The sequence below is a fragment of the Novosphingobium silvae genome, assembly GCF_009856825.1.
In the GTDB taxonomy this organism is placed as follows: domain Bacteria; phylum Pseudomonadota; class Alphaproteobacteria; order Sphingomonadales; family Sphingomonadaceae; genus Novosphingobium; species Novosphingobium silvae.
The window spans coordinates 63,553-87,703 of record NZ_WVTD01000014.1; the positions used below are offsets into that span (position 1 = coordinate 63,553).

General features: G+C 67.0%; 21 protein-coding genes. 13 read left to right on the plus strand and 8 right to left on the minus strand.

The annotated features are described in order from the left end of the window. Positions 1-17: 17 nt before the first annotated feature. Positions 18-2,228, minus strand: coding sequence for a hypothetical protein (locus tag GR702_RS16395; RefSeq protein ID WP_160986862.1), 2,211 nt, complete (start codon positions 2,226-2,228; stop codon positions 18-20). A gap of 123 nt (positions 2,229-2,351) precedes the next feature. Here GR702_RS16395 and GR702_RS16400 point away from each other — a divergent pair, with 123 nt between their 5' ends. Genes GR702_RS16400 through GR702_RS16410 form a run of 3 tightly spaced genes read left to right on the plus strand, consistent with a single transcriptional unit; the run spans position 2,352 to position 4,903 of the window. Further along, the gene (locus GR702_RS16400; protein ID WP_160986863.1) at positions 2,352-3,095 is read left to right on the plus strand and encodes an SDR family oxidoreductase; all 744 of its coding nucleotides are present in this window, start codon (positions 2,352-2,354) and stop codon (positions 3,093-3,095) included. A 6-nt stretch (positions 3,096-3,101) separates the two neighbouring features. Next, positions 3,102-4,115, plus strand: a complete 1,014-nt coding sequence (locus tag GR702_RS16405) for a lactonase family protein (protein ID WP_160986864.1) — start codon at positions 3,102-3,104, stop codon at positions 4,113-4,115. Beyond that, a complete protein-coding gene (locus GR702_RS16410) occupies positions 4,112-4,903 on the plus strand; it encodes a DUF2243 domain-containing protein (RefSeq protein ID WP_202408324.1) in 792 nt (263 codons plus the stop codon). The genes GR702_RS16405 and GR702_RS16410 overlap by 4 nt, the downstream gene beginning before the upstream one ends. A 33-nt stretch (positions 4,904-4,936) precedes the next feature. Here the strand turns inward: GR702_RS16410 and GR702_RS16415 are convergent, their stop codons facing one another. Next, positions 4,937-5,998 (minus strand): SDR family oxidoreductase, encoded by a 1,062-nt coding sequence (locus GR702_RS16415; protein WP_160986866.1) that lies wholly within the window; start codon positions 5,996-5,998, stop codon positions 4,937-4,939. A gap of 100 nt (positions 5,999-6,098) precedes the next feature. Between GR702_RS16415 and GR702_RS16420 the strand changes: the two genes are divergently transcribed. Then, positions 6,099-6,476 carry a winged helix-turn-helix transcriptional regulator gene (locus GR702_RS16420; protein ID WP_160986867.1) on the plus strand — a complete coding sequence of 126 codons (378 nt, stop codon included), beginning with the start codon at positions 6,099-6,101 and terminating at the stop codon, positions 6,474-6,476. Positions 6,477-6,485: 9 nt separating this feature from the next. Here GR702_RS16420 and GR702_RS16425 read toward each other — a convergent pair whose 3' ends face one another. Then, the gene (locus tag GR702_RS16425) at positions 6,486-7,553 is read right to left on the minus strand and encodes a putative sulfate exporter family transporter (RefSeq protein WP_160986868.1); all 1,068 of its coding nucleotides are present in this window, start codon (positions 7,551-7,553) and stop codon (positions 6,486-6,488) included. Between the two features lie 168 nt (positions 7,554-7,721). Here GR702_RS16425 and GR702_RS16430 point away from each other — a divergent pair, with 168 nt between their 5' ends. Next, positions 7,722-8,990: an MFS transporter gene (locus GR702_RS16430; RefSeq protein ID WP_160986869.1), complete on the plus strand. Its 1,269-nt coding sequence runs from the start codon at positions 7,722-7,724 to the stop codon at positions 8,988-8,990. A gap of 505 nt (positions 8,991-9,495) precedes the next feature. Here GR702_RS16430 and GR702_RS16435 read toward each other — a convergent pair. Then, a complete protein-coding gene (locus tag GR702_RS16435) occupies positions 9,496-11,829 on the minus strand; it encodes a TonB-dependent receptor (protein WP_160986870.1) in 2,334 nt (777 codons plus the stop codon). A 197-nt stretch (positions 11,830-12,026) separates the two neighbouring features. On the opposite strand from GR702_RS16435, the gene GR702_RS16440 reads away from it, so the two are divergent. The 8 genes from GR702_RS16440 (at position 12,027) to GR702_RS16475 (ending at position 20,903) form a co-directional block, all read left to right on the plus strand. Next, a complete protein-coding gene (locus GR702_RS16440; RefSeq protein WP_337192630.1) occupies positions 12,027-14,024 on the plus strand; it encodes an alpha-glucosidase in 1,998 nt (665 codons plus the stop codon). Next, positions 14,021-15,037 carry a LacI family DNA-binding transcriptional regulator gene (locus tag GR702_RS16445; protein WP_160986871.1) on the plus strand — a complete coding sequence of 339 codons (1,017 nt, stop codon included), beginning with the start codon at positions 14,021-14,023 and terminating at the stop codon, positions 15,035-15,037. The genes GR702_RS16440 and GR702_RS16445 overlap by 4 nt, the downstream gene beginning before the upstream one ends. 11 nt (positions 15,038-15,048) lie before the next feature. Next, a complete protein-coding gene (locus tag GR702_RS16450; RefSeq protein WP_160986872.1) occupies positions 15,049-15,957 on the plus strand; it encodes an aldo/keto reductase in 909 nt (302 codons plus the stop codon). Then, positions 15,954-17,024 carry an LLM class flavin-dependent oxidoreductase gene (locus GR702_RS16455; RefSeq protein WP_160986873.1) on the plus strand — a complete coding sequence of 357 codons (1,071 nt, stop codon included), beginning with the start codon at positions 15,954-15,956 and terminating at the stop codon, positions 17,022-17,024. The genes GR702_RS16450 and GR702_RS16455 overlap by 4 nt, the downstream gene beginning before the upstream one ends. Positions 17,025-17,182: 158 nt before the next feature. Beyond that, positions 17,183-18,088 (plus strand): diacylglycerol/lipid kinase family protein, encoded by a 906-nt coding sequence (locus GR702_RS16460; RefSeq protein WP_160986874.1) that lies wholly within the window; start codon positions 17,183-17,185, stop codon positions 18,086-18,088. After that, positions 18,085-18,924, plus strand: coding sequence for an inositol monophosphatase family protein (locus tag GR702_RS16465; RefSeq protein ID WP_160986875.1), 840 nt, complete (start codon positions 18,085-18,087; stop codon positions 18,922-18,924). The genes GR702_RS16460 and GR702_RS16465 overlap by 4 nt, the downstream gene beginning before the upstream one ends. A gap of 328 nt (positions 18,925-19,252) precedes the next feature. Then, entirely contained in the window at positions 19,253-20,233 is a 981-nt protein-coding gene (locus tag GR702_RS16470) for a sterol desaturase family protein (protein ID WP_160986876.1), read from the plus strand. Between the two features lie 34 nt (positions 20,234-20,267). Beyond that, positions 20,268-20,903, plus strand: coding sequence for a hypothetical protein (locus tag GR702_RS16475; RefSeq protein ID WP_160986877.1), 636 nt, complete (start codon positions 20,268-20,270; stop codon positions 20,901-20,903). Between the two features lie 78 nt (positions 20,904-20,981). Here GR702_RS16475 and GR702_RS16480 read toward each other — a convergent pair whose 3' ends face one another. The 4 genes from GR702_RS16480 to GR702_RS16495 all read right to left on the minus strand — a co-directional run bounded on the left by GR702_RS16480 (position 20,982) and on the right by GR702_RS16495 (position 24,141). Continuing rightward, entirely contained in the window at positions 20,982-21,317 is a 336-nt protein-coding gene (locus tag GR702_RS16480) for a UrcA family protein (RefSeq protein ID WP_160986878.1), read from the minus strand. Positions 21,318-21,544: 227 nt separating this feature from the next. Next, on the minus strand, positions 21,545-21,940 hold the full coding sequence (locus tag GR702_RS16485; protein ID WP_337192631.1) for a hypothetical protein: 396 nt from the start codon (positions 21,938-21,940) through the stop codon (positions 21,545-21,547). A 229-nt stretch (positions 21,941-22,169) separates the two neighbouring features. Continuing rightward, positions 22,170-23,108 carry a LysR family transcriptional regulator gene (locus GR702_RS16490; protein WP_160986879.1) on the minus strand — a complete coding sequence of 313 codons (939 nt, stop codon included), beginning with the start codon at positions 23,106-23,108 and terminating at the stop codon, positions 22,170-22,172. 97 nt (positions 23,109-23,205) lie between these two features. After that, positions 23,206-24,141: a Vgb family protein gene (locus GR702_RS16495; RefSeq protein ID WP_160986880.1), complete on the minus strand. Its 936-nt coding sequence runs from the start codon at positions 24,139-24,141 to the stop codon at positions 23,206-23,208. Positions 24,142-24,151: the final 10 nt, after the last annotated feature.

The window sequence follows — 24,151 nt, forward strand, 5'->3', positions numbered from 1 at the left end:
CTCCCCGACCGGTTTGATCAGCTCGCCTCGTCCCAGGCCAGCAGCAGGGTGACGTTCGCAGGCACCCACGCTTCGTAGCGCCCGTCCTTCCACTCCAGCTCCAGCACTTCCTGCTCGGATGACCAGAGCCTTGCCGCAGGAGGCTTGCCGCTGTTCCCATGCGGAAATAGCGCCAGCCTTGCGCGGGTCGTCTCGTGACCGTCGATCTTGAGGTTGACGGTGCTGCCGTCCAGCCGGTGTATCGCGCGCACGAAGTTGTCGCAGAACAGCAGGAAGGGCGCGCCCTCGATGCGGTGGAACACCCGCGTGGCATAGATCATCGCCGCGCCCGCGCCGTAGATCTCCTGCCCGACCTGCCCCGCCTTCTGGCCATCGGAATACAGGTCCTCCACCGGGAAGTTCAGCTTGCAGTCGATGTGCCCGTTGCGCACCTCGCTGGCGAGCGTTTCCTCCGGAATGGCATCGGGGTAGTAGTACCACGCCCGGTCGAGCGCGTGGCGGCAGAACTCGTTCACCAGCAGCTTCACGCTGGAGATCACGTGAGGCCCGCCATAGTCGAGGTAGCGCTCGAATGCGGCGTAGCTGTCGAAGCACTCGTAGGCGGCCATGTAGGGCGCATCCTGGAGGCACGTGACGCCCAGGAAGTTCGTCCAGTTGCTGGCGATCCCGATCTCGCTCTTCCAGATCTGGCTGTTGTGGAAGAAGCTGGCGAGATAGACGTAGCTCTGGTCAAGGTGCTTCTTGCGGTTGGTGATGCGCCACAGGCGAATGCACGCCGCCGCTCCCCAGGCGGTGAGGTTGGCCTGGTAGTTGAGATCGAAGCGCATCCCCTCGGCCGCCTCGAGCGCCTTTTCCGCTTCGCCGAGGAAGCGAACGTCGTGGGTGAGCTCGAACGCCTGGAGCATCACCCAGGCGTAGATGCCGCCAACGTCGGTCTGGCCGCGATTGTCCGCCTCCGCCACGTCGGTGATGACGCTGAAATCGTCGATCTTGTACATGATCGGCCACTTGTAGTCGAAGTGCTGCGCAGCCCTGATGCCGTAGTCTATGGACTTCAGGAAAAGCTCGCGCGCCTGCTCGTCGCCGCTGATCGCCAGGTTGGAGAGATTGAGCAGCGGGTGGTACAGATACCAGCTGTCCACCGCGTCCGCGTCCTTGTCCTTGCCCACGTTGGGCAGGTAGCGGCGCAGGGTCTGCAGCTTCTCGTCGTAGAACTTGCCAATACCGGCCATGATCTCGCGGTAGAGGGGATCCTGCTCGTCGCCGTTCCACGCGTTCCAGTCCCGCAGCGCCGAGGCTATCGAGAGCTGGACCATGGCGTCTGGATATTCGGCAGCGGTGTATGGCCGGAAGTAGGTGTGCCCGTAGTGCCTGACCCGCGCCTCGGGTGCCTTGGCAAGGTCGCGCATGGTTCCCTGCGCCCGCGCGTTCCAGTCGTGCATCGCCGGGGTGGGCGGTGAGAGCCAGTGGTACAGCGCGCCCAGCATGTCCAGGAACTGCCAAGCCGAAGCGGTTTCCTCCTGCTGCGGATAGGCGCGGATCGAGAGGATGGTGTCGTAGAGCGTGACCTCCCGGCCCGCCGGCAGCACCGCCTTGCCCGTCTCCGGGTTGACCGGTGGTCGATAGCCCATCTCCGGCCAGTCGCCGCCCACCACTTCGCTCGGCGTGCTCCCCGTCAGGTTGAAGTAGTCGTTGAGCGCGGTGAAATTCTGCAGGTAGAGCACTTTGCCGAAGGCGGGGCGCTCCAGCGTGAAATAGATAAGGCCCGTGTTGGTCTTGCGCTGGTCCGCCTCGATCCTTCCCTGCGTCAGGACGGCATCGCCCTCCGCGTCGAAGGGCACGAGATCGCGCGGCAGCCATTCGATCGCCAGGTCGCGCGCCGGCTTGAACGTCAGCGTGGCGCGCAGCTCCTCCACCCCGAACGGGTCGCCGCGCAGCACCAGGCGACTAGTGCCGAGTTCGCCCTTGCACTCCACGGCCGCAAGAGCGTCCGCGATCTTCAGCGGCCGGCAGCGCGCTTCGGGACTGAACACCGGCATGCGCAGCGCCAGCCCACCCATCTCGCCCCGGCGCATGACGATCCACAGCGTGTCGCGCTCGAGCCGCACTTCGATGTCGAGCCCACCCTGCCGCGCGGTGGCTACCGGCGTGCCGCTTGCCTCGTGCAGGAACTTGCTGGCCAGGACCGTAGCCGGGTTGATGGCCTGCACCGTGTCGACGCGCGACATCCGCGTTTCCTCCTTCCGAAAGATCTGAGCGCATGCGCAATGCGGGAACGGCCGGCGGGTTGCGGCAACGCGATCCAGGTTGGTGCGCCGGAACCGGGCGGGCGTGCGCGCGATTGGCCCGGTATGCAGGACAAGACCCCTCACGAGCCGCTTGCCGGGCGCAGGATACTCATCACCGGCGGCACCACCGGCATCGGCCGCGCGGTGCTGGTCTCCCTTGCGGCGCAGCGTGCCCGGGTGCTGACCTTCGGGCGCGATCCCACGGCCTTGCGCGAGGCGCTCGCGGCGGCGGAGCTGGTCGAGAAGTTCGGCCTCACCGCCGACGCGGGCGATCCCGCGGACATCGAGCGCGTCTTCGCTGCCGTGGATGAACGACTGGGCGGGATCGACGTGCTGGTCGCCTGCGCGGGCCTTGGGGCGAAACCGATCCACGAAATGGCCGACGAGGACTGGCGCGAGGTGGTGGAAACCAATCTCGTCGGGTACATGGCCTGTGCGCGCGCGGCGCTCGACCGGATGCTGGCGCAAGGCAGCGGGCACATCGTGCTGGTCAGCTCCATCAGCCCCGAGATCAAGGCCGCGGGCGAGAGCGTCTACGCGGCGACGAAGGGCGGCATCGATGCCTTCGCGCTCACCTTGCGCAAGGAAGTGGCAGACGAAGGCATCCGCATCTCCGTGATCCAGCCCGGCTCGGTCGGAAGCGACATGCAGCCGTGCGACGCCGAGGAACAGCGCGAGGCGATCGCGCGGGGGGAAATGCTCTTCGCCGAGGAGATCGCCGAGGCCATCGCCTTCGTCCTCACGCGGTCGAGCCGCTGCGACATTCCCCTCCTGCGGATCGAGCCGATCCGGCAGAAGACCGGCTGAGCGCGCATGATCTGGGCAGGAACGTATGAAGCCAAGGGCGGCGCCGGCCTCCAGCCACTGACGGACCTTGGCGGTGCGCCGCAGCTTCGCGACGGCGTGCGCGAGATTGCGAACGCCTCTTTCGCCGCATGGTCGCCCGATGGGGCGGTGGCCTACTTCGTGGACGAGCAGGAGGAAGGACAGGTCGGGGCATGGCGGCGGACGGACGATGGCTGGTCGCCGCTGGGCTCGCTGGGCAGCGGCGGCGCCGCGCCCTGCTACCTCTCGATCTCGCCTGACGGCACGCGGATGGCAGTGGCGAACTATGGCGACGGTTCGCTCGGCCTCATCGCGCTCGATCCCGGGACAGGCGCGCTTCTCCGGCCGCTCGGCCATTTCCGGCCCGCAGGCACCGGCAAGGACCCGGAGCGGCAGGAAGGCCCCCACGCCCACTGCGCCATCTTCGCCGAGGAAGGCCGGGCCATCTACCACGTGGACCTCGGGCTGGACAGGGTCTTCAGGCATGACCTCGACGAGAACGGCCTGACGGAAACGCAAGTCGCGTTTCAGGCGCCCGCAGGCTACGGGCCGCGCCACTTGGCTTTCCACCCGGACGGGGAACATGCGCTGCTCGTCTGCGAACTCGCCGCCCGCCTCCTGCTCCTGCGACGCGAAGGAACGCTGCTGCGCTGCGTGCAGGACGTGCCCACCGCGCCGGAGCCCGTTTCCGGGGAGAACCTCGGCGGTCATCTGGCCATCGATGAAGAAGGCATCGTGCGCGTGACGAACCGCGGCCACGACAGCCTCGTCTCCTTCGCGCTCGAGGGCGGCAGGCTTGCGATGCGCGAATGGTGCCGCACCGGCGGCTCCTCGCCCCGCCACTTCATCGTCGATGCAGGCACCGCCTTTATCGCGCACGAAGAAGGGGAATGCGTCACGCGGGTGGACATGGCGAGCGGCCGGGTCACGGCCCGCCTGCCGGTGCCCGGCGCGGCGTTCCTCTTCGCCTCGCCCACAGGCGAGAGGCGGGGCGCGGCGTGACCTCGGCACCGGCAAAGGTCCGATCGACGCTCCGCTGGGCGGCCGTGCTCGGCATCGCCATCGGCGGCTTCTTCGACGGCGTGCTGCTGCACCAGATCCTGCAGTGGCACCATCTGCTGAGCCTTGTTCCGGGCATCGGCGACCTTCGCGCGCAGGTTCTGTGGGACGGTTACTTCCACGCCCTCATGTATGTGCTGGCCTTGGCCGCGCTGGTGATGCTCTGGCGACAGCGCGGCGACCTGTCGCGGTATCCGGCCCGCAAGGTCGGCGGAGCGATCATGCTGGGCTTCGGCGCCTGGCACGGGCTGGACGCGGTTCTCTCGCACTGGGTGCTCGGGTTGCACCGCATCAGGCTGGACAGCGATCATCCCCTGCTTTGGGACTTGGGATGGCTGGCCATCTTCGGGATCGCTCCCGGGCTTGCCGGCCTTCGCCTGCTGCAAGGCGATGGCGCGAGCGGAGGTACCGGCAGGGGCGGAGGCACAGCCGCGACGCTGCTGGGTGCCGGAGCCCTGGCCGCGATGCTGGGCGGGTGGTCGCTGAGGCCGCCGCCCGGCCCTTCGTTCACCACCATCGTCTTCGCGCCCGGCGTCTCCGCGGCCGAGGCAACCGGCGCGGTGATGGCTACGGGCGGACGTTTGGTCTGGGCCGACCCCGCCCTTGCCGTCATGGTCGTCGACCTTCCCGGCGAGGCGCGGGCGCTGGACTTCTATCGTCGCGGCGCGCTGCTGGTCAGCGGCACGGGTTCTCCCGCAGGCTGCGCGGCATGGACCGGATCACCGTCCTGACCTGCGTCGGGGCAGGACGGTGATCCGCCATGCTCAGGGAATGATGCGGTCCTGCCTCAGGCGCGTGAAAAGATCGAAGAACGCATCGTCCGTGGACTGATAATCGAGGAAGCCAAGGCGGCGGCTCTTCGACATGTCTGTCACCACCTCGATCGGGCGGCCGAGATCGGCATCGGTGTGCCAGGGCGATGCGAGCCGCGAAAGGTCGAGCTCGGCAAGTCCCTCCCGTTCGGCGATCCCGCGCCAGACCGGTCCGTCCTGCGCCATCTGCACTTCAAGCGGCCGCACCGTGCCGTCGAACTCCTGTGCCTCCACGCCGAACCAGTCCGCGATCCGCCGCCACATCCAGCTCCAGCGGAAGACATCGCCGTTGACGACGTTGAACGCCTCGTTGCGTGCCGCGTCCGTCGTCGCCGCCCAGACGAGGTGGCGCGCCAGCATACGCGCGTCGGTCATGTCGGTCAGCCCGTTCCACTGCGCGGCCGATCCTGGGAACACGAAAGGCCTGCCGGTCTCGCGGCAGATCGTGGCATACGTCGCCAGAGTGGTGCCCATGTTCATGGCATTGCCCACCGCCTTGCCGATGACGGTGTGCGGGCGGTGCACGCTCCAGCTGAAACCGTCGCGCTCGGCGGCGGCGAAGACTTCGTCTTCCTGCGCGTAATAGAAGTTGTCGATGTCGAGCCGGCCCTGCTCCTCGCGGAAGGGGGTCTGCGGCAGCGTGCCCTTGCCATAGGCCTCGAACGGGCCGAGGTAGTGCTTCAGCCCCGTCACCAGCGCGACATGGCGCACGCTGCCGCCCTTGCGCAGGCCGTCGAGCAGGTTGCGGACCATCGCGGCGTTCACGCGGATGTTCTCGGCCTCGCTGCTCTGGCGAAGCCAGGTGCTGACGAACACCGCGTCCGGGCGGACATTCTCCAGCGCCTCGGCAGTCGCGCCCGCATCCAACAGGTCTGCCGCGACGGGAAGCACGCCTTCCTGCTCCACCGGGCGCCGGGCCAGTCCGTGCACCGTCCAGCCCTGCTCCACCAGCAACGAAGCCGTCGCTGCCCCCACTATCCCGCTTGCGCCCACCACCAGTGCCGTTCCGGCCATGTCATTCTCCTGTCTTCGTGCTCGGCGTGATCTAGGCAACGCGGGCGAGCTGTTCTAGAAGGCACCGCATTGGGACATAGACACCAGGAGGTAACCACCCATGCGCGCGGGCACCCCCGAAGACGAATGGCGCGAGGACTGCGCGCCGCGCCGCGTGCTCGACATCTTCACCACGAAATGGACGAGCATGATCCTCCACACGCTCGACGCCCGCCATGGCGGGGTGGCGCGGACAGGCGTGCTCCAGCGCAGCCTCCCCGGAATTTCGAAGAAGATGCTGGTCCAGACCCTGCGCGAGATGGAGGCGAGCGGCCTTGTCTCCCGCCATGTCCAGGGCACCGTTCCGCCTGCGGTGGAATATCGCCTTACTGCGCTGGGCCGGCGCTTCGTAGAGCCGGTGGAGCTTCTCCACGCCTGGGGCCGCGCGAACGCCGACGCGCTGGACGAACTGGCTGCCCTGGCGGGAAGACGCGGGTAGCGCTGCGCGTCACAGCACCAGGAGGCTGAACGCCAGCGCCACCACCAGCGAGGCGAGCGTCGCCGCGACCACCGGCATCGCTCCGCGCCAGCCCATCTGCATAACGAGGTCAAGCCGCGAGCGCATCGCCGTCGCCGTTACCGCCAGCAGCAGCAGCGCCTTGGAAAGCGTCAGGTTCACCTGCACCAGCCATGCAGGGATCGCGACAAGGGAGTTCAGCACCACCACCGCCAGGAACAGCGTGATGAACCACGGCATCGCCAGCTTCTTGATCCAGTGGCGCTGTCCCTCCCCCGGGTCAGAACAGAGCAGCGAGACCGCCGCGACCACGGGCGCCAGCAGCGCCACGCGGGAAAGCTTGACGATGGTGGCGTAACTGCCCGCGACGTCGGAAAAGGCATAGCCGCCGCCGATCGCCTGCGCGACATCGTGGATCGAGGCGCCGATGAGGAACCCGGCCTGCCGGTCGTCAAGGTGCAGCGCCCCCGCGAGCGGCGGGTAGAACGACATGGCGATGGCGCTCGCCATCGAGACCACCACCAGGGTCAGCGCAAACTGCGCCTGGCTCACCCGCCTCGCGCCCAGCACGCCGAACAGGGCGAGCGCGGCCGACGCACCGCAGATCGCGGTGGCGCCGCCGGCAAGAACCCCGATGGCAAGGGACGCGCCCGTCATTCTCGCAACCACGAGCGCCGCGCCTATCGCGGCGGCCATGACCATGAGCAGCGCCAGGAACGGAACCGGGCCCAGCGCCACGATCTGCGCCAGCGTGACCTGCGTGCCCAGCACCACGATGCCCCAGCGCAGGCACGACTTGGAGGCGAAATCGAGGCCGGCGTGCGTGCGCGCCTCGCCCGTCACGAAGTTCAGCGACAGGCCGATGAGCAGCCCCATGAGGATGATCGGCGCGCCGTAGTGCTCGGCAAGCCATGCCGCCGCGATGCTCGCGATCCCGCAAAGGGCAAGGCCGGGCCAGAACGTCTTCCACAGCTCCAGGCGGCTCGGCCGGGTGGCAGGGCCGGGCTGCTCGGCAAGGAACATCTCGCCGTAAAGATCACCTGCGTGCTGTGCGCTCACTGACCTCTCCCTGTTCCCTCGCGCCCTTTCCCTGGCCGAAGACGCTTGCCGCCTGTCCTGCGCTGTCATAGGTTTTGTATGGCGGCGCTGAAGACGGGGCAAGAGCTTTGCGAAAGGCGGCGCGAACGAATTGCCGCCGGTGCGAGCGTGGGATAGGGGAGAGCGAGAATGACCATCGAGAACGCCGCGGCAGAGCCGCACCCGTCCGCCGACCATGCGGCCACCCGCGCGCAGAACGTGCTCATCGCGCTGATCTTCTTCGCGACGGCGCTGAACTACATCGACCGTCAGGTGCTGGCGCTGCTCAAGCCCATGCTCGAAGCGCAGTTCCAGTGGAGCGACCAGCAGTTCGCCCACCTGGGGTCCGTCTTCCAGCTTGCGGCCGCGGTGTCGCTGCTGGGCGTGGGCTGGTTCGTGGACCGTTTCGGCGTGCGCTTCGCCTACGGAATCGCGGTGCTCGTATGGAGCCTCGCGGGCATGGCCCATGCGCTGGCCGCCACCGTCCAGCAGTTCGTCATCGCGCGGGCCGTGCTGGCCACCGCCGAATCCGTCAACACGCCCGCCGCGATGAAGACCGCGGCCGTCTATCTTCCGGCAGCGCGCCGGTCGGTGGGCATCGGCATCATCAACACCGCGCCCAATATCGGCGCGATCCTGACGCCGCTGGTGATCCCGCCTTTCGCCATTGCGTTCGGATGGCAGGCGGCTTTCCTGGTCACCGGAGCGCTGGGCATCGTGTGGCTGATCGCCTGGCAGCTAAACACCGCGAAGCTCACGCCGGTGCGAGGCGCCGCGCCCGCGCTCGCCGCCGCCGAAAAAGGCGGCAAGGTGAAATGGGGCGCCATCCTCCGCGACAGGCGCAGCTGGACCGTGATCGGCGCCAAGGCCTTCACCGACCTTGTCTGGTGGTTCGTGCTGTTCTGGACGCCGGACTTCTTCTCGCGCCAGTTCGGGCTCGGACAAGGCGCGCTGGGATGGCCGATCGCGGTCATCTTCACGCTTGCGGCGCTGGGCGCGGTAAGCTCGGGCGCGCTCTATCCCGCGCTGCTGCTGCGCGGGATCTCGATGAATCGCGCGCGCAAGGGCACGATGCTGGCCTATGCGCTGATCGTGCTGGTGATGCCGCTGGCGCTCCTGGCGCAGAACCCGTGGATCGCGGCGGTGTGCATCGGGCTGGGCCTCTTCGCGCACCAGGGCTTTTCCACCAGCATCTTCGGCATGGCGACCGAGATCATCCCGGCGCGCCGCATGGCGACCGTGATCGCGCTGGGCGCAGTGGCCGGAAACCTGACGGGGACCGGGATCATCGAGTTCGCAGGATGGTCGCTCGACAACGGGCTCGGCTACGCGCCGCTGTTCGTCATCTGCGGCTCGGCCTATCTGGTGGCGACGGCGTTCATCCACCTGATGCAGCCGCGCCTCAGCGCTGCGGACTGATCGCCGGGCACGCCTGATCGCCCGCTGGCGACTGCGGGATAACGCCGGGGGGAAGTTCAGCGGACGGCGAGGCGGTCGGCGCTGGGGGTTCCTTGCGGGCATCACGCAAGGACTGCCGGTTCAAACCTTTTGTTCGCCGAGGGCCTAGGGAGAGGCTATGAAGAACTCCCGATGGCCGAGCCCGTGCGGTGCGCGGGGGTGACGGGCAGGGCTCGCATCCCATGCCGTCTTCCCTGAGGGCATACCCTCATCTTCGTCCGCGCATCCTGGTGTGGCTGTTCCGGTGTCCACGACCGAAGCGCCGACCGCGCCGGGAGAGGGAAAGCGTCAGCTACACGCTCCCGGCCCGCCGCTTTGCTCGATCGTGATCCAAAAAGATCAAAATCGATGCTGCGGCGTATAACCTAATTGGTTATACAAGTCAAGCGCGCAAGGAAAAGCCCCGGTGCAGCGACTGCCCGGGGCTTCTTCTTGCAGGGCCTGGCGCTTGACCGGGCCAATCGCGTCAGTTGAAGCGCGCCCGCAGGTTGAGGCCGGCGAACCGATCCGCGTCGCGCGGGATCATCAGGCGCTGGCCCGCCGTGGTATTGAGCAGCACGTAACTGTCATCCAGGATGTTCCTGACCATGAACGTCAGGCGATACTTGTCCTGCGCATCCGACACGCCGATGCTGGCATTCCAGATGCCGTAGTGGTCGATCGGGCCGCTTTCGCCAAGGTCCGAATATTGCTTGCTGACGTGGTGCCAGTCGCTCGACAGGTAGAGCTTCACCGGGCCGACGGGCACGTCGTAGTCCGCGCCGATGGTGTAGCTGAACTTGGGGGCGAGCGGCAGGCGAGTGCCGTCGCGCGCGTCGGGGGCGTTGGTCAGCGGGTTGGGATTGAAGCGGCGCACCTTCGCATCGGCGTAGGCGGCGTTGGCGCGCAGGGTCAGCCCTTCTGCCGGAGCGACGGTCAGGTCGGCTTCGAAGCCCTTGGAACGCACGGTGCCCGCGTTCGTCAGGTTCGTCACCACCGCGCCGTTCAGCAGCACGAAGTTGTTCGCCTGGAAGCCCTTGTAGTCGACCAGGAAGGCCGCCGCGTTCAGCTGAACCATGCGGTCGAGGAACTGGCTCTTGAAGCCAAGCTCGAAGCTGTCCGACTTTTCCGGATCGATCGGAGCCGAATTGGTGGGCGCGGTGTGGTTGAAGAAGACGTTGAACGCCGGTCCCTTGTAGCCGCGCGTATAGCTGCCATAGACCATCACGTCGTCGGCCACGTCGTACTGCAGCACGGCCTTGCCCGAGAAGTTGTCGGCCTCGGTCTGCCCGCGCGAGGTGTTGGTGCCGTTGCCGCCGCCAGCGATCGTGCCCCCCGCACCCACGCCGGAAAGCCCGGCGCCGGTGGCGGGAAGACCGGTGGCCGCGTTGACCGACGGCGCGCGGGTGTGGACATACCGCACGTCGTCATGCGTAAAACGCCCGCCCAGCGTCAGGCGCAGCGCTTCGGTGAAGGCATATGTCGCCTGCCCGAAGACCGCCCAGTTGCGGAACGAGACGTCGCTGCGCGAGGTGGCGGTGGGGAACAGCGTGTTGACGGTGTCCGCAAGGTTGCACGGCTGCGCGCCCGTCACCGGATCGACCGGCGATGTGGACGCGGCGCAAGTCACGTCGCGGCGGGTGAAGTCCTGCGTGTTCTTGGAATACCACAGGAACCCGCCGACCTGATAGGTCAGCGCCTGGTCCTGCGGCGAGGCGAGGCGGACCTCGGCGGAGACCTGGTCGGTCTCGACAGTGCCCCGGTCGTGCAGTTCCGGCGTGCTGACGGGGGTTGTCTGCGAGGGATCAATGATCGCGCGGGGCAGGAAGTCGCCGTCGCGGACCTCGGTGTTCTTCCAGTTGCGGTAGCCGGTCACGATCGAGAACGTGTGGTCGGCGAAAGTGTCGATGTCCGCGTTCAGCGTGAAGCTGTACTGGCGGTCGAGCGAGCGGGTGACGAGGTTCTGGTTGACGTCGCGCGTGTCTTCGCCGCGCGGCACGATGCCCAGCTCGCCGTCGATGACCGACCCGCGCGACACGCCGGTCACTTCGGCGCAGCAGTCGTCGTCGGCCTTGAAATAGTCGGCGATGAGGCGCAGGCGCCCGCCCTCGCCGTCATAGTCCAGCACGCCGCGCGCGCCGTAGTGCTCGTAGCCGTTGACGGTCTCGTCGTGGAACGTGTTCCTGATGTTGCCGTCGAAGTTGCCGTAGAACCCGGTCAGGCGGCCCGACAGGTTCTCGCCCAGCGGGCCCGACAGGGTGAGGCGGGCGCGGTATTCCTCGTCCGTGGTGCCCGAAAGGTTGGCTTCGGCCTCGAAGTCCTCGGTGCCGCCCTTCGACACGATGTTGACGAGGCCGGCGGACGCGTTCTTGCCGAACAGCGTGCCCTGCGGTCCGCGCAGGACCTCAAGCCTGTCGAAATCCACCAGGTCGAGGAACGACTGGCCCGAGCGGCTGAGCACGATGCCGTCGACCACGGTGGACACGCTGGGCTCGGCCGCGATCGAGAAGCTGATGGTGCCCACGCCGCGCATCACGATGGCGCTGTTGGCGTTGGTCGTGCCCTTGCGGAAAGTCACCGAGGGGACGATGGTGGTGATGTCCTCGAGGCTCCGGGCCCCGGCGCGCTGGAACGCCTCGTCGGTCACGGCGGAGATGGCGATGGGCACGTCCTGGACGTTCTGCTCCACCTTCTGCGCAGTCACGACGATCTCGTTGACCTGCGCAAGGGTGGGCTGCGCGGCGAGGAGCGCGGCCGCCGACGCCGAAAGCGCCAGCACGGCGCGCTTGGCCGACGCGGTGGTGCCTTGTGCGAAAATCATGATTCTCCCCTCCGAATCCGATGAGCCTGGGTCGTTGAAACCTCAGGTGGCCCTGTCGGTTGCGACCCTCTTGATTGCCCCTGCCATTTCTGTCAACCGTTGTCACATCAGGACCAAGCGGCGCGAACGCCAGTGCTGCAAAAGAAACACACGGCGACCTGTTCGCCGGACTATGGGCACTCGCCGGGATTGGATTCGTGTCGCTGACCTTCGACGTTCGGGAAGATGGTTTCGCCTGCCTGCTGGGATCGCGCGAAGTGCTGCGAAGCCTTGCGGGCGCGCCGGCCTTTGCCATTGCGCGCGGCGCGCCGCAGGTGAAGATGGTGCGCGGCAACTTCGCCATCGACGATGCCCCGTTCGATGAGGTGGCACCCGCCTTCGCCCGGCTCGACGGCGCCGACCTGCTCCTGTCTGCGCAACCGGGCGGCGCGCCTCTTCTGCGCCTTGCGATAGACGGCGAGGCTCTGCGCGTGCAGACGCTCGAGCCCGGATACGACCGGGTGCGGGTCGACCTTGCCGCGCTGCCGGGCGAGCATGTCTGGGGCGGAGGCGAGCAGATGAGCTACCTCGACCTGTCGGGCCGCCGCTTCCCCATCTGGACCAGCGAACCCGGCGTGGGGCGCGACAAGTCCACCGAGCTTACCCGCCTGATGGACGAGCAGGGCATGGCGGGCGGCGACTACTGGTGGACCAACTACCCGCAGCCCACTTTCCTTACCTCCGGCTTGTGGGCGTGCCATCTGGGCTCCAGCGCCTACTCGGTGCTCGATTTCACCTGTGCCGACCGTCACCGGGTGGAGGTGTGGGAAGGCGCCTTCACTCTCGAATTCTTCGCGGCCGACGACCTGCCGGCGCTGGTGGGCAGGCTCGCCGGCCGCTTCGGACGCCAGCCTCCCCTGCCCGACTGGACGATCGGCGGCGCCATCGTCGGCCTCAAGGACGGCGACAACAGCTTCGCGCGGCTCGCCGCCATCATGGAAGCGGGCAGCGAAGTCTCAGCCCTGTGGTGCGAAGACTGGATCGGCATTCGCCAGACCACGTTCGGGCGCCGCCTGTTCTGGGACTGGTCCTGGAACGAGGCACGCTATCCCGCCCTTCCCGGGCGCATCGCGGAGCTGGCGGAACGCGGCGTGCGGTTCCTCGGCTATGTGAACCCCTATCTCGCCAACGACGGCAGCCAGTTCGCCGAGGCGCAGGCGCTGGGCTACCTCGCGCTGCGGCAGGACAGCGAGGAGGTCTACCTCGTTGATTTCGGCGAGTTCGACTGCGGCGTGGTGGATTTCACCAACCCGGCCGCGATGGACTGGTTCGCCGAGCGCGTGATCGGCCGCGAGATGCTCGACTTCGGCCTCTCGGGCTGGATGGCGGACTTCGGCGAATACCTGCCGGTGGACCTCAGGCTCCACGATGGCAGCGACCCGATGCTGATGCACAACCGCTGGCCGGTGCTCTGGGCCGAGGCGAACGCGCGTGCCGTGGCATCGCGGGGGCTGACGGGCGAGGCCGTGTTCTTCATGCGCGCGGGGTTCTCGGGCGTGCAGGCGCACTGCCCCCTGCTGTGGGCGGGGGACCAGTCGGTGGACTTCACCCGGCACGACGGGATCAACACCGTCATCACCGCCGCGCTCTCCGCAGGGCTCGTCGGCAATGCCTATTCGCACAGCGACGTGGGCGGCTACACCAGCCTGCACGGCAACGTGCGCACGGCGGACCTGATGATGCGCTGGTGCGAACTGGGCGCGTTCTCCCCGGTCATGCGCAGCCACGAGGGCAACCGTCCGGACGACAACCTGCAGATCGATTCCAGCCCGCAGCTTCTTGCCCAGTTCGCCCGCATGTCGCGCGTGCACAAGGCGCTCGCCCCTTATGTACGCCACCTCAGCGACGAGGCGGCGGCCACGGGTCTTCCCGTCCAGCGCCCGCTGTTCCTGCACTACTTCGAGGAAGCGCTGTTCGCCGTGCAGGACCAGTACCTCTACGGCGCCGACATGCTCGTCGCCCCCGTGGTCGAGGCTGATGCGGCGGCGCGCGACGTAATCCTTCCGGGCGACACGCCGTGGCGCCACCTGTGGACGGGCGAGGACTTCGCGCCGGGCACTCACACCATCCCTGCGCCGTACGGCGAGCCGCCCGTTTTCTACTTGCCCGCCAGTCCGTTCGCGCCTCTGTTCGCCCGCGTCAGGGAGAGCGGATGAGCGAGCGGTCCAACATCAAGGACGTGTCGGCGCTGGCGGGCGTGTCGATCAAGACGGTCAGCCGCGTGCTGAACGGCCATCGCTACGTCAGCACCGACACGAAGGAGCGCGTCGAGAAGGCGATGCAGGAACTCGGCTTCCGGCCGAGCGTCGCCGCGCGCATCCTGGCCGGAACCAAGTCCGGGCAGATCGCGCTCATCTACGACAATCACAGCCCCTACTACATGAACCAGGTGCAGATGGGCTGCTGGGAAGCGTGCCAGCAGGCGGGCTCGCGCCTGCTCGCGCAGCCGGTGGACGTCGCCGACCCGCTGGTGGGCGAACAGGTTCGCGGCCTCGTCACCGAAACGCACGTGGACGGGGTGGTGCTTTCCTCTCCAGTGACGGACTGCGAGCCGGTTCTCAAGGCGCTGGACGGCATGGACATTCCCTTCGTCCGCATCTCGCCGGGGGCCAACCGCGCGATAACCTCCTCGGTCTTCATGGACGACGCGCAGGCCGCCGACGACATGACGAGCTACCTCATCGCGAAAGGCCATCGCCAGATCGGCTTCGTGAAGGGCCACTCCAACCACATGGCCTCCGAGGAGCGGCTGTTCGGCTATCGCCGCGCGCTCGACCGGGCGGGTCTTTCTTTCGAACCGGCCCTCGTCATGCCCGGCGCGTTCGACTTCGAGAGCGGCGTCGTGGCCGCCCGCCATCTGCTGTCCGCTGCCCGCCGCCCCAGTGCCATCTTCGCCAGCAACGACGACATGGCCGCGGGCGTGCTCTCGGTCGCGCATGACATGGGGCTCGACGTGCCGCAGGACCTCTCGGTGGTCGGCTTCGACGACACCATGGTCGCGCGCATGGTCTGGCCGCAGCTCACCACCATCCGCCAGCCAACGCGCGAACTCGCGCTCGAGGCGACCCGGCTGCTTCTGGGCGGCGCGCAGCTTACCCACCGGCGCCTGCCGCACGATCTGGTCGAACGCGCCTCGGTCGCTCCCATCAATCCCGATATCCTCCGCTGACAGGACCTTTCATGACGCATCTTCCCTTCCCACCCGCCCGCCGCCCGCTCGGCACGAGCGGCATCGAAGTATCGGCCCTGGCCTGGGGCAACTGGCGCCTTTGCGGCGACGACGTGGACGCGGTGGTGCGCCTGCTCCACGCCGCGCTGGACGCTGGCATCACGCTCATCGACACCGCCGACATCTATGGCCCCGACAACGACGAGGCTTTCGGCGCCTCGGAAGCCCTGCTCGGCCGCGCGCTGGCCACGGACCCGTCGCTGCGCGGCAAGTTCGTGATCGCCACCAAGGGCGGCATCTCGATGGGGGTGCCCTACGATTCGAGCGCTTCCTACATCGCCTCGGCCATCGACGCCTCGCTCGAGCGGCTCGGCACCGACACGGTCGAGCTGTGGCAGATCCACCGCCCCGACATCCTCACCCACCCTTCGGAAATCGCAAAGGCCATCGACGAAGCGCATAAGGCGGGCAAGATCCGCAGCTTCGGCGTATCCAACTTCACCACCAGCCAGATCGCCACGCTGAGCCAGTTCCTGAGCGTGCCGATCGTCTCCACCCAGCCCGAGTTCTCGCCCCTGCGGCTCGCCCCGCTCGAGAACGGCGAGCTGGACCAGGCAATAGCCATGGACATGGCGGTGCTGGCATGGTCGCCGCTGGGTGGTGGGCGCATCGCCAATCCGGTGGACGAGCGCACGAAGGCCGTCGCCGCTCTGCTCGACAAGGCGGCGCAGGAGCACGGCGTCTCGCGTACGGCGGCCGCCTACAGCTGGATCATGGCGCACCCAGCGCGTCCCATTCCCATCGTCGGATCGCAAAAGGCCGAGCGCATCGCCGAGGCGGCCGACGCCCTCAAGGTCCGCTGGACCCGGGCCGACTGGTACGCGGTGCTGGTCGCATCGAAAGGAGAGCCGCTGCCATGACTGACACCAAAGCCTGCGAAGTCAGCTGGTTCTCCGCGCTGTGCGACGACGACTACGAGTTCCTGGGCCAGCCTGACCCCGCGCTCGCGTCAAGCTGGGAGCATTGCCGCAACATCGTCCTGCAGGCGGAAAAGGGCGGGTTCGACAATATCCTGCTCCCCTCCGGCTATGCGCTTGGCATCGACACCACGATGTTCGCGGGCGCGATCGCCCCGCTGGTGGAGAAGATCCGCCTGCTCTGGGCCGTTCGCATGGGCGAGGACTGGCCGCCGCAGCTGGCGCGCCGCATCGCCACGCTGGACCGGATCCTTGGCGGGCGGCTGACGGTCAACATCATCTCGTCCGACCTTCCCGGCGAGAAGCTGGGCAGCCGCGAACGCTACCAGCGCACCCTCGAGGTGATGCAGATCCTCAAGATCATGCTGAACGGCGAGCATCTGAAGTACCAGGGCGAGTTCTACGACCTCGACCTTGCGCCGCCGCGCATCGGAACCGTCTCGGGCAAATGCCCGCCGCTCTACTTCGGCGGCCTTTCCGAAGAAGCGCGCGAAGCGGCCGCGCAAGGCTGCGACGTGTACCTGATGTGGCCCGACACCATGGACAAGGTGCGCGAGACCATCGCCGACATGACCGCCCGCGCCGCAAGGCACGGCCGCACGCTCAAGTTCGGCTACCGCGCCCACGTCATCGTGCGCGAGACCGAGGACGAGGCGCGGGCCTATGCCGACCGCCTGCTCTCCAAGCTGGACGATGCGACCGGCCAGGATATCCGGCAGAAGTCGCTCGACAGCGCCAGCGTGGGCGTCACCCGCCAGGCGGAGCTGCGCTCGGCGGCGGGCGGCGACGGCTTCGTCGAGGAGAACCTGTGGACCGGCATCGGGCGCGCCCGCTCGGGCTGCGGCGCTGCCATCGTCGGCGATCCCGACCAGGTCCTGGCCAAGCTGCGCGCCTACCAGGCGGAAGGCATCGACGCCTTCATCCTCTCGGGCTACCCGCACGCGGCCGAGGCGGACCTGTTCTCCCGCCACGTCCTGCCGCAAATCAACCACGCACCGCTGGTGCTCTAGCCTGCCGCCGGTCCCGGCGCGATCCGGGACCGGCGCCGCATCACCGCGCAAACCCGGCGGCGGCGTGGTGCCCGGGGCCGCTCGGGACGTCCGCGCCCGCTCTGTTACAATGCATGTCCGGCGTGGAACGTGCCCGGCGGCGCGGCATTGTCCCTGCGATGCCTATCCGATCGCCTCTGGATTCCCGCCGCGCGCTCCTCGTCCACAACCGGAACGCGGGCACCGACCCCACGCCTCGCGAACGGATCGAAGCCGCTCTCCACGCGGTCGGCCTGCGAACGACCTACTGCGCGCACCTGGAGGACGATCTCGACGCGGCGCTGCAGGGGGACTTCGACATGGTGGTCGCGGCAGGCGGCGATGGCACGCTCGCCGATGTCGCCTCGAGCCTCTGCGATGTGGAGCGGCCCATTGGCGTGCTGCCCCTGGGAGGATCGAACAACATCGCCCACGCGCTCGGCGTCGAGGGCGACTGGCGGGACATTCCGGCGCACTGGTCGCTCTCGCGCTGGCGGCCTCTCGACCGGTGCGAGGCGGACGGTCCCTGGGGACGCCGTCCGTTCATCGAGGCCGTGGGCACCGGTGTCCTCACCCAGTCCGTCGATTACGTCGACGACGATCCCGAAACCGCTGAGGAAAAGCGCGCCAACGGCCGCGCGGCCTTCCGGCAGGCGCTCGCCGAGGCCGCGCCGTTCCCCTGCCGGATCGACGGCGCCGACTGGTCGTGGGAGGGCGACTGCCTGATGGTGGAAGTGCTGAGCATCCCCTTCGTCGGGCCGCGGCTGAGGCTCGCTCACGGCGCTGACCCCGGCGACGGGTTGCTCGACGTCATGATCGTGGAGCCGGGCGACCGCGAGGCCCTGCGCGACTGGGTGAAGGATCCGGAAGCTGCGCCCTGCCCTCTTCCCCCCCGCCGCGCCTCCATGGTGCGCCTCGGCGTCCATGACCGCTGCTTCCGCCTCGACGATCGTTCCCCCGACGATCGGCTCTCGGGCATCGTCACCATTCGCATCCGGCCGCAGCCGGTCCGCATCCTCGTCCACGACAAGGCAGGCACGACATGACCCCTGAAACCGATCTCGACCCGGCTTTCCTGGCCGACCTCGAACTTCTGGCCGTCGAACTCGCGCAGCTGGGCGGCAACGAGATCAAGGCCGCGCTCGGCGGCATGCTGCGCATCCGCTACAAGGGCCTGGAGGACGATCCCCTGCGGCTGACGGACCCGGTCTCCGAAGTGGACGGCCGGGTGGAGGAGATGATCCGCGAACACCTCGCCCGGAAGTTCCCCGAGCACGACATCATCGGCGAGGAGATGGACCATCGCCCCGGTCGCGGCCACGACTTTGCCTGGGCGGTCGATCCGATCGACGGAACGGCGAACTTCATCAACGGGTTTCCGCTGTTCGCCTCCTGCGTGGGCGTTCTCTATCGCGGCCGTCCCGTCGCAGGCGCGCTCTGGTGCAGCACGAGCCACGCTCTGGAAGCGGGCGTCTACCACGCGGTCGTCGGACGCGACCTGCGCTTCAACGGCGCGCCCCTTGCTGCCCACGGGAACCCGGCCGTGCGCCGCAGGCTGGGCGGCGAACCCCATGCCTCGCGCCAGCGGCTGAGCTGGGACGGCCGAAAGACCGGCTCCGCCGCGATCGAATGCGCCTTCGTCGCCGCCGGGCTCCTCGACATGGCATGGTTCGAGCAGCCCAACATATGGGACGTCGCGGGCGGCGCGGCCCTTGCACTGGCAAGCGGCAGGCAGATCCTGGAGCAGCGCGGCGGCGTGTGGCAGCCGTTCGAGGGATTTGCCGCTGACGGCGCGGACCCCGGCGCATGGCGCGCGCCTCTCGCCCTCGGCCGCGCGCCCGTGCTGGAGGAGTTCGCCTCCTCGCAGGCACCGGCCTACTGAGCAAGCTGCCCGGGCGGTTGGACGCCCGGTGACGAGATGGGCGGACGGGCGGTGACGGGGGCTGCCTGGCCGGGTGACCGCCCGCGCCGGAGCCGTCGCTTTCAACTCGCGCCTGCGGAGCTTCGCGCCATTCTCCGAGCGGTCGTGCAGAGCCGCCGATGGCGCTTCGGGATCACTCAAACTACAATTCCAGGCCGACAAGTACGCTGTGTGCAAAGTCGTGCGCTCAGCGTCAACAATACCGTGTGGACGCTCCCGGCGAATCGTATTACCTTATTTGACATTAGTATTACTTAGGCTAGTCACCAAATAATACGAGGGCAAGGGTATGAACGGAGTGCGGGTTGGCAAGCGAATGATAGGCACGCAAGCGCCCGTCATCGTCGGCTGGGAGAACATCCCCCGTGTCGAAGGCGGGCCGATCAAGCAGTTCGTCTTCACGTGGTTCCAGCCCACCGTGCTGTTCGCGCTGATCGCCTTCTGGTACTATGCCCCCAACTCCATCGCCAAGGCATCCACCGCGATCGGCATCGGCATCGGCTTCAAGGTGCTGCTGCTGGCGCTCGAATGGTTCTTCCCCCGCCACGAAAGCTGGCGGCTTACATGGAAGGAACTGACGACGGACCTGTTCTTCGTCGGGCTGGGTTACACCATACTGCGCACGGTCGAGACCTATATCGGTGACGAAGTGTGGATCGAATCCATCCAGCATTACTTCGATGCGGACAAGTTCACGTGGTTCCTTGGGATGCCGCTGCTGCTGCAGGCGTTCCTGATTTCGTTCATCTTCGATTTCGGGCAGTACTGGATGCATCGCGGGATGCACAACTGGTATCCGCTGTGGTTGCCCCACTCGGTGCACCACTACATCACCCAGCTGAACATCAACAAGGGCGCGGTGGGCAATCCGGTCGAGCTGTTCCTGATTGGCCTTGGCATCGGCGGCTTCTTCGACTTCCTGCCCCGGGCCGCTCTGCTCGCCGGCGCCATCGGCATGGCCGTCGGCACGTACCAGCACATCAACGTGCGCTTCAATTCGCCGCGCTGGTGGCGGTTCCTGTTCCACACCACCGAACATCACAGCGTTCATCACTCGCAGGACTTCGAGGCAAGCCGCAGCAATTACACGAATACCTACATCTTCATCGACCGCATCTTCGGAACCTGCATCGATGGCGAGGCAGAGCTTCTGGGCATGGAAGGCGGCCGCCGCATGTCGCTGGGCGAGCAGATGACTTTCCCCTTCACCGAGGGCTGGAAGTCGCTGAAGGAACGCTTTGCACGCCCCGTAGCCGTACCGGCCGAGTGAAGAAGAACCGAACCGCTCTCCCAATGGAGATCACATGAGCGCACGTTTCATCGACTGGATCTGGCACATCAAGGGGAGCCTGACGCTGGCTCCCGGGCAATCGAGCGACGATGCCTTCGAGCGCCTCCGCCCGCTGTTTCGCGAAGTCGGAACCACGCACGAGCGCAAGGGCGATACCCTGGTCTTCCGCAAGAAGGATCAAGCCGCGCAGGACAAGATGTCGGTGTTCGATGGCGGTACCTTGCGGATCGAAAGCGGCAGCGGCGCTTCGGTGCTGCATTACCACCTGACCAGCCGCGTGCTGTTGCTCTGCTTCCTCGCGCCACTGCTGTTCCTCGGCTTTGCCCAGATGAACCTCGTCCTTGCCAAGTTCGACAAACCTCTGGCCGAGGAACTCGAGAAGAAGAACGCCGACAAGGCGGAAGTCCCAATGCACTCGATCGACAAGTTCCTTGGCGCGCCAGCCCCTGAGAAGAAGGATGAGGCCAAGGACAAGAGCAAGGACAAGGAAAAAGACAAGAAGAAGCGCTTGCCCACGCCCGGGTACGTGTTCGCGGGGATTTTCGCAGCGCTTTATGTTGTCGGCCGGATCCTGGAACAGAGGCTGGTCAGGTCCCTGTTCCGGAAGAACCTGATGGAACCGCAGGAACCCCTTCTTGCAAGAGCCTGAGCGTCAGGCCCATACCCGGACCTGATCCCGCCGCCAGCCCATGCGGGGTGCGGCGGGACCGGTTCTGGCCTTGCCGGATCAGCGGGCGCTTGCGAAATGCACTGGCGTCGCGGCAGGGGCCTCGGCGGTGCGGGTTTCGATCTGCGTGCGGATATCCGCCACCACCGCCGCGCGGCAATCCTGGGCCTTGCGCTCCAGCGAAAGGTGCAGGTGAGAGAGGTTCTCTCCGCAGACGGTGCGTGCAACCTGATCCATCCGGACGGACAGGCGCTGCTGACCGTCAACGGTTGCGAGGTCAAGACCATCGAGGTGAAGCACCGCCTTGTCGCGGGCGAAGGGCGTTTCCGCTGCGGTGGCGCTAACGCCAGTAGCGACAAAGGCAAGCGAAGCCAGCGCCATGAAACCGATCTTCATCATCTTCTCCTGAACACGTACAAGCTTGTGCACTCTACGTTGGGCACATCTTATAGCGATCGGAAAAGGGCCTGACAATCAAGCGATCGCAGGCACAAGTACAAAAGTCGGCCTTGGTAGTGACCGGTATTACGCGCTCACTACATCAGAATTTTCGCATCGCATTCCAGGCCCTTGTCGCAACGGGCCTTTTTGCAGCCGATAACGTCCGCCGTAATACTCAGGGCCTATCGGCTGCGAATGACCAGCGACGCAAGCTGCGTCGTTTGCCCCAGCAAACCGATCGGCAAAGCGGCCTGATCGGCGCGATTTAGCCGCGAATCTGCATTCAGGACCATCACGTCGAGAGTCCGCGCCCTTGGCCGGGACCATGCCCGCACGGTGGCGATCGGCACACGGACCTTCCAGGCCCGGCCGCCTTCGACCTTCACCGGATGGCCGTTCAACTGAACCTGCGATGCAGGATCGGCGCGGAAGCCGGAGACGAGAAGGCAGTCGTTCTTCCCACAGAAAACCAGCTTGGTGGCGGGTTCCTGCGCGGCGATGGCGCCCGGCGCCTGCACTGCGGCAAAGGCCGCGCCTGCAATCGCCAGCACGTGAGCCGCTTTCGAGTTCGCCTTCACGGCCGGCTTCCATGATCGGGTTGACGGGAGAAGCTGCCGATCGCCGAGGCGCGCGCTTCGAGGCCGCTTCGCAGGAAACGCAAGGCGGCCTGGAAACCGCTTGTCCCCATCAACTCGAGAATTGCCGTGATCCGCATACCCGCGCTTCGCCTTGTCTGTTGCCGTGAGAGTGCGGCGCGGCAAGGCATCGAGGCAGACGCTATTTTCCTATGGCGAACATAGACGAATACTATGACCGGGCCGATGCGCGGATGCGCCGGAACACTTCATCAATGAACAGCTGGGTGGCGGTATCCCGCTCCGGCTCGGCCCGGGCGAGCAGGAAGATGTCGTAGGACGGCTCGAAGTCCGCATGCAACAACGGCCAGAGCGCGCCGCGTTCAACCTCCGACCGCACCGCGGGCACCGGCAGGAAGCCGATCCCCACTCCGCATGCGATGAGCCGGCGCGCCTCGTTCATGTCCTCGGCCTGTCCGGTAACGCGGGCCCCCAACCCATATCGACGGCGCAAGTGCGTCACCGTCTCGATCTCGTCCTCGCCGGTGAGCACGAAGCCCTCTCCCGCCAGTTCGCGCAGTTGGCCGATGCGATACCCACAGTAGGGATGATTGCGCGAGCAATAGAGTTGCTGTCGCTCCACGAACAGGGGTTCGTATACCAGACCGCCGCGAACGCTGCTGTCGTAGCCGATGCCGACTTCCACTTCCCCTCGCTCCAGCGCGTCGAGCACCTTGCGCCAGGGAGAGACCCGGATCTCGATGTGGATGTCGGGATTGCGGCGGTGGAAGCTGGCGATCGCCTCGTCGAATGCTTCGGAGACGATGGCCGAGACGATCTGGATCCGCACGACGCCTTCGACACGCCGCGTCGCCTGCGCGATCTGGTGCGGCACCATGCGCGCGGATTCCAGCATATCCTCGCACAGCGCCATCATCGCCTTGCCGGCCGCAGTCATCTCCACCCCGGTCGCGGAGCGGCGCAGCAGGGTAGCGCCGACATGATCCTCCAGCCGCTTCAGCGCCGCGCTGATGCTCGGTTGCTGCTTGTTCAACTGGCGTGCCGCCGCGCCGATCCCGCCGGCGCGCACGATGTCCACGAAAGTGCGCATCAGGTTCCAATCGACACGGCTGGCGAACATCCGGTCGGTCAACGGCGTATCTTCGCTCATGCTTCTTTCGTTCCCAGGCCCGGTCGCACGATATAGCGCGTTGCTGCCCGGTCATAGACGAAATCGATGCAACAGCGGCAGGAGAGGTCAACCTCCGTTATGGCCGGGATGGAGAGCCTGCCTCCGCGGCCAGTACCGCAGCAGGCCACCACGACAGCGTGTGCTCGTCATGCGCGCTGGTCCAGATGCCCTCGGGCGTCCAGCGCAGCGCGCCGCTTCCCGCAGGCTTGCCCATCCGCGCGACGACGCTGTTGGTTGCGGGATCGATCACCGCGAAGACCTGATCGTCGGTGGTACGCAGCCAGACCTTGCCGTCCCCGGTATCGACATCGCCCCACTTGAGATTGTCCCCCACTCTGACGCGGGCGGCGATCGCATTGGTGACAGGATCGATCCGGGCGAGCGTGCCGTCCCCCTGCTCCTGCACCCACACGCCGCCCTCCCCGGCGGCGAGGAAACCGGGCTCCTTGCCGAGTGCGATCTTCGCCACCACGGTGTTGCTGGCCGGATCGATGCGCTGGAGCGACTGCGCGGTCGCGCTGACGGCCCAGATCGAGCCAACGCCCGAAGTCAGGTACCATGTCCCCGCATCCACAGGCACCGAAGCGATGACGGCGTTGGTGCCGGGATCGATGCGGGCGACGAGGCCCTTCTCATTGTCGCTGGCGACCCAGACCGAACCGGCGCCCGCCACCACGTTGAGTTCGCCGGTGGAAGCGATCCCGGTTGGGATCGTGGCGATGAGCTTCGCCGTCTTCACGTCGATCCGCTTGACCGCCTTCTCCGCGCAGTCCGCCACCCACAGCGACCCGGCAGCGATCGTCATCGCGCCGCAGGGGCGGGCCAGCGCCACTTCGGCTTTCTTGCCCTTGCGCGACCACTGCTCGACCCGGCCCTTGTTGGTGGTCCAGACGGTTTCACCGTCAACCGCCAGGAAATCCGCAAAGCCGGGAACCTCGATGACCTCCTGCGCAAACGCGAGCGAGGGCAGTGCGGCGCTGGCCGCCAGAAACAACGTTGCGAAACGGCGCATGGATTTCCCC

What these genes read in the sequence shown, in the direction of transcription:
- GR702_RS16450 (WP_160986872.1), top strand. Translation starts at nt 15,049, where the DNA reads ATGACGCATCTTCCCTTCCCACCCGCCCGCCGCCCGCTCGGCACGAGC.
- GR702_RS16430 (WP_160986869.1), top strand. Translation starts at nt 7,722, where the DNA reads ATGACCATCGAGAACGCCGCGGCAGAGCCGCACCCGTCCGCCGACCAT.
- GR702_RS16400 (WP_160986863.1), top strand. Translation starts at nt 2,352, where the DNA reads ATGCAGGACAAGACCCCTCACGAGCCGCTTGCCGGGCGCAGGATACTC.
- GR702_RS16405 (WP_160986864.1), top strand. Translation starts at nt 3,102, where the DNA reads ATGATCTGGGCAGGAACGTATGAAGCCAAGGGCGGCGCCGGCCTCCAG.
- GR702_RS16475 (WP_160986877.1), top strand. Translation starts at nt 20,268, where the DNA reads ATGAGCGCACGTTTCATCGACTGGATCTGGCACATCAAGGGGAGCCTG.
- GR702_RS16470 (WP_160986876.1), top strand. Translation starts at nt 19,253, where the DNA reads ATGAACGGAGTGCGGGTTGGCAAGCGAATGATAGGCACGCAAGCGCCC.
- GR702_RS16415 (WP_160986866.1), bottom strand. Translation starts at nt 5,998, where the DNA reads ATGGCCGGAACGGCACTGGTGGTGGGCGCAAGCGGGATAGTGGGGGCA.
- GR702_RS16420 (WP_160986867.1), top strand. Translation starts at nt 6,099, where the DNA reads ATGCGCGCGGGCACCCCCGAAGACGAATGGCGCGAGGACTGCGCGCCG.
- GR702_RS16490 (WP_160986879.1), bottom strand. Translation starts at nt 23,108, where the DNA reads ATGAGCGAAGATACGCCGTTGACCGACCGGATGTTCGCCAGCCGTGTC.
- GR702_RS16495 (WP_160986880.1), bottom strand. Translation starts at nt 24,141, where the DNA reads ATGCGCCGTTTCGCAACGTTGTTTCTGGCGGCCAGCGCCGCACTGCCC.
- GR702_RS16480 (WP_160986878.1), bottom strand. Translation starts at nt 21,317, where the DNA reads ATGAAGATCGGTTTCATGGCGCTGGCTTCGCTTGCCTTTGTCGCTACT.
- GR702_RS16455 (WP_160986873.1), top strand. Translation starts at nt 15,954, where the DNA reads ATGACTGACACCAAAGCCTGCGAAGTCAGCTGGTTCTCCGCGCTGTGC.
- GR702_RS16395 (WP_160986862.1), bottom strand. Translation starts at nt 2,228, where the DNA reads ATGTCGCGCGTCGACACGGTGCAGGCCATCAACCCGGCTACGGTCCTG.
- GR702_RS16460 (WP_160986874.1), top strand. Translation starts at nt 17,183, where the DNA reads ATGCCTATCCGATCGCCTCTGGATTCCCGCCGCGCGCTCCTCGTCCAC.
- GR702_RS16445 (WP_160986871.1), top strand. Translation starts at nt 14,021, where the DNA reads ATGAGCGAGCGGTCCAACATCAAGGACGTGTCGGCGCTGGCGGGCGTG.
- GR702_RS16435 (WP_160986870.1), bottom strand. Translation starts at nt 11,829, where the DNA reads ATGATTTTCGCACAAGGCACCACCGCGTCGGCCAAGCGCGCCGTGCTG.
- GR702_RS16465 (WP_160986875.1), top strand. Translation starts at nt 18,085, where the DNA reads ATGACCCCTGAAACCGATCTCGACCCGGCTTTCCTGGCCGACCTCGAA.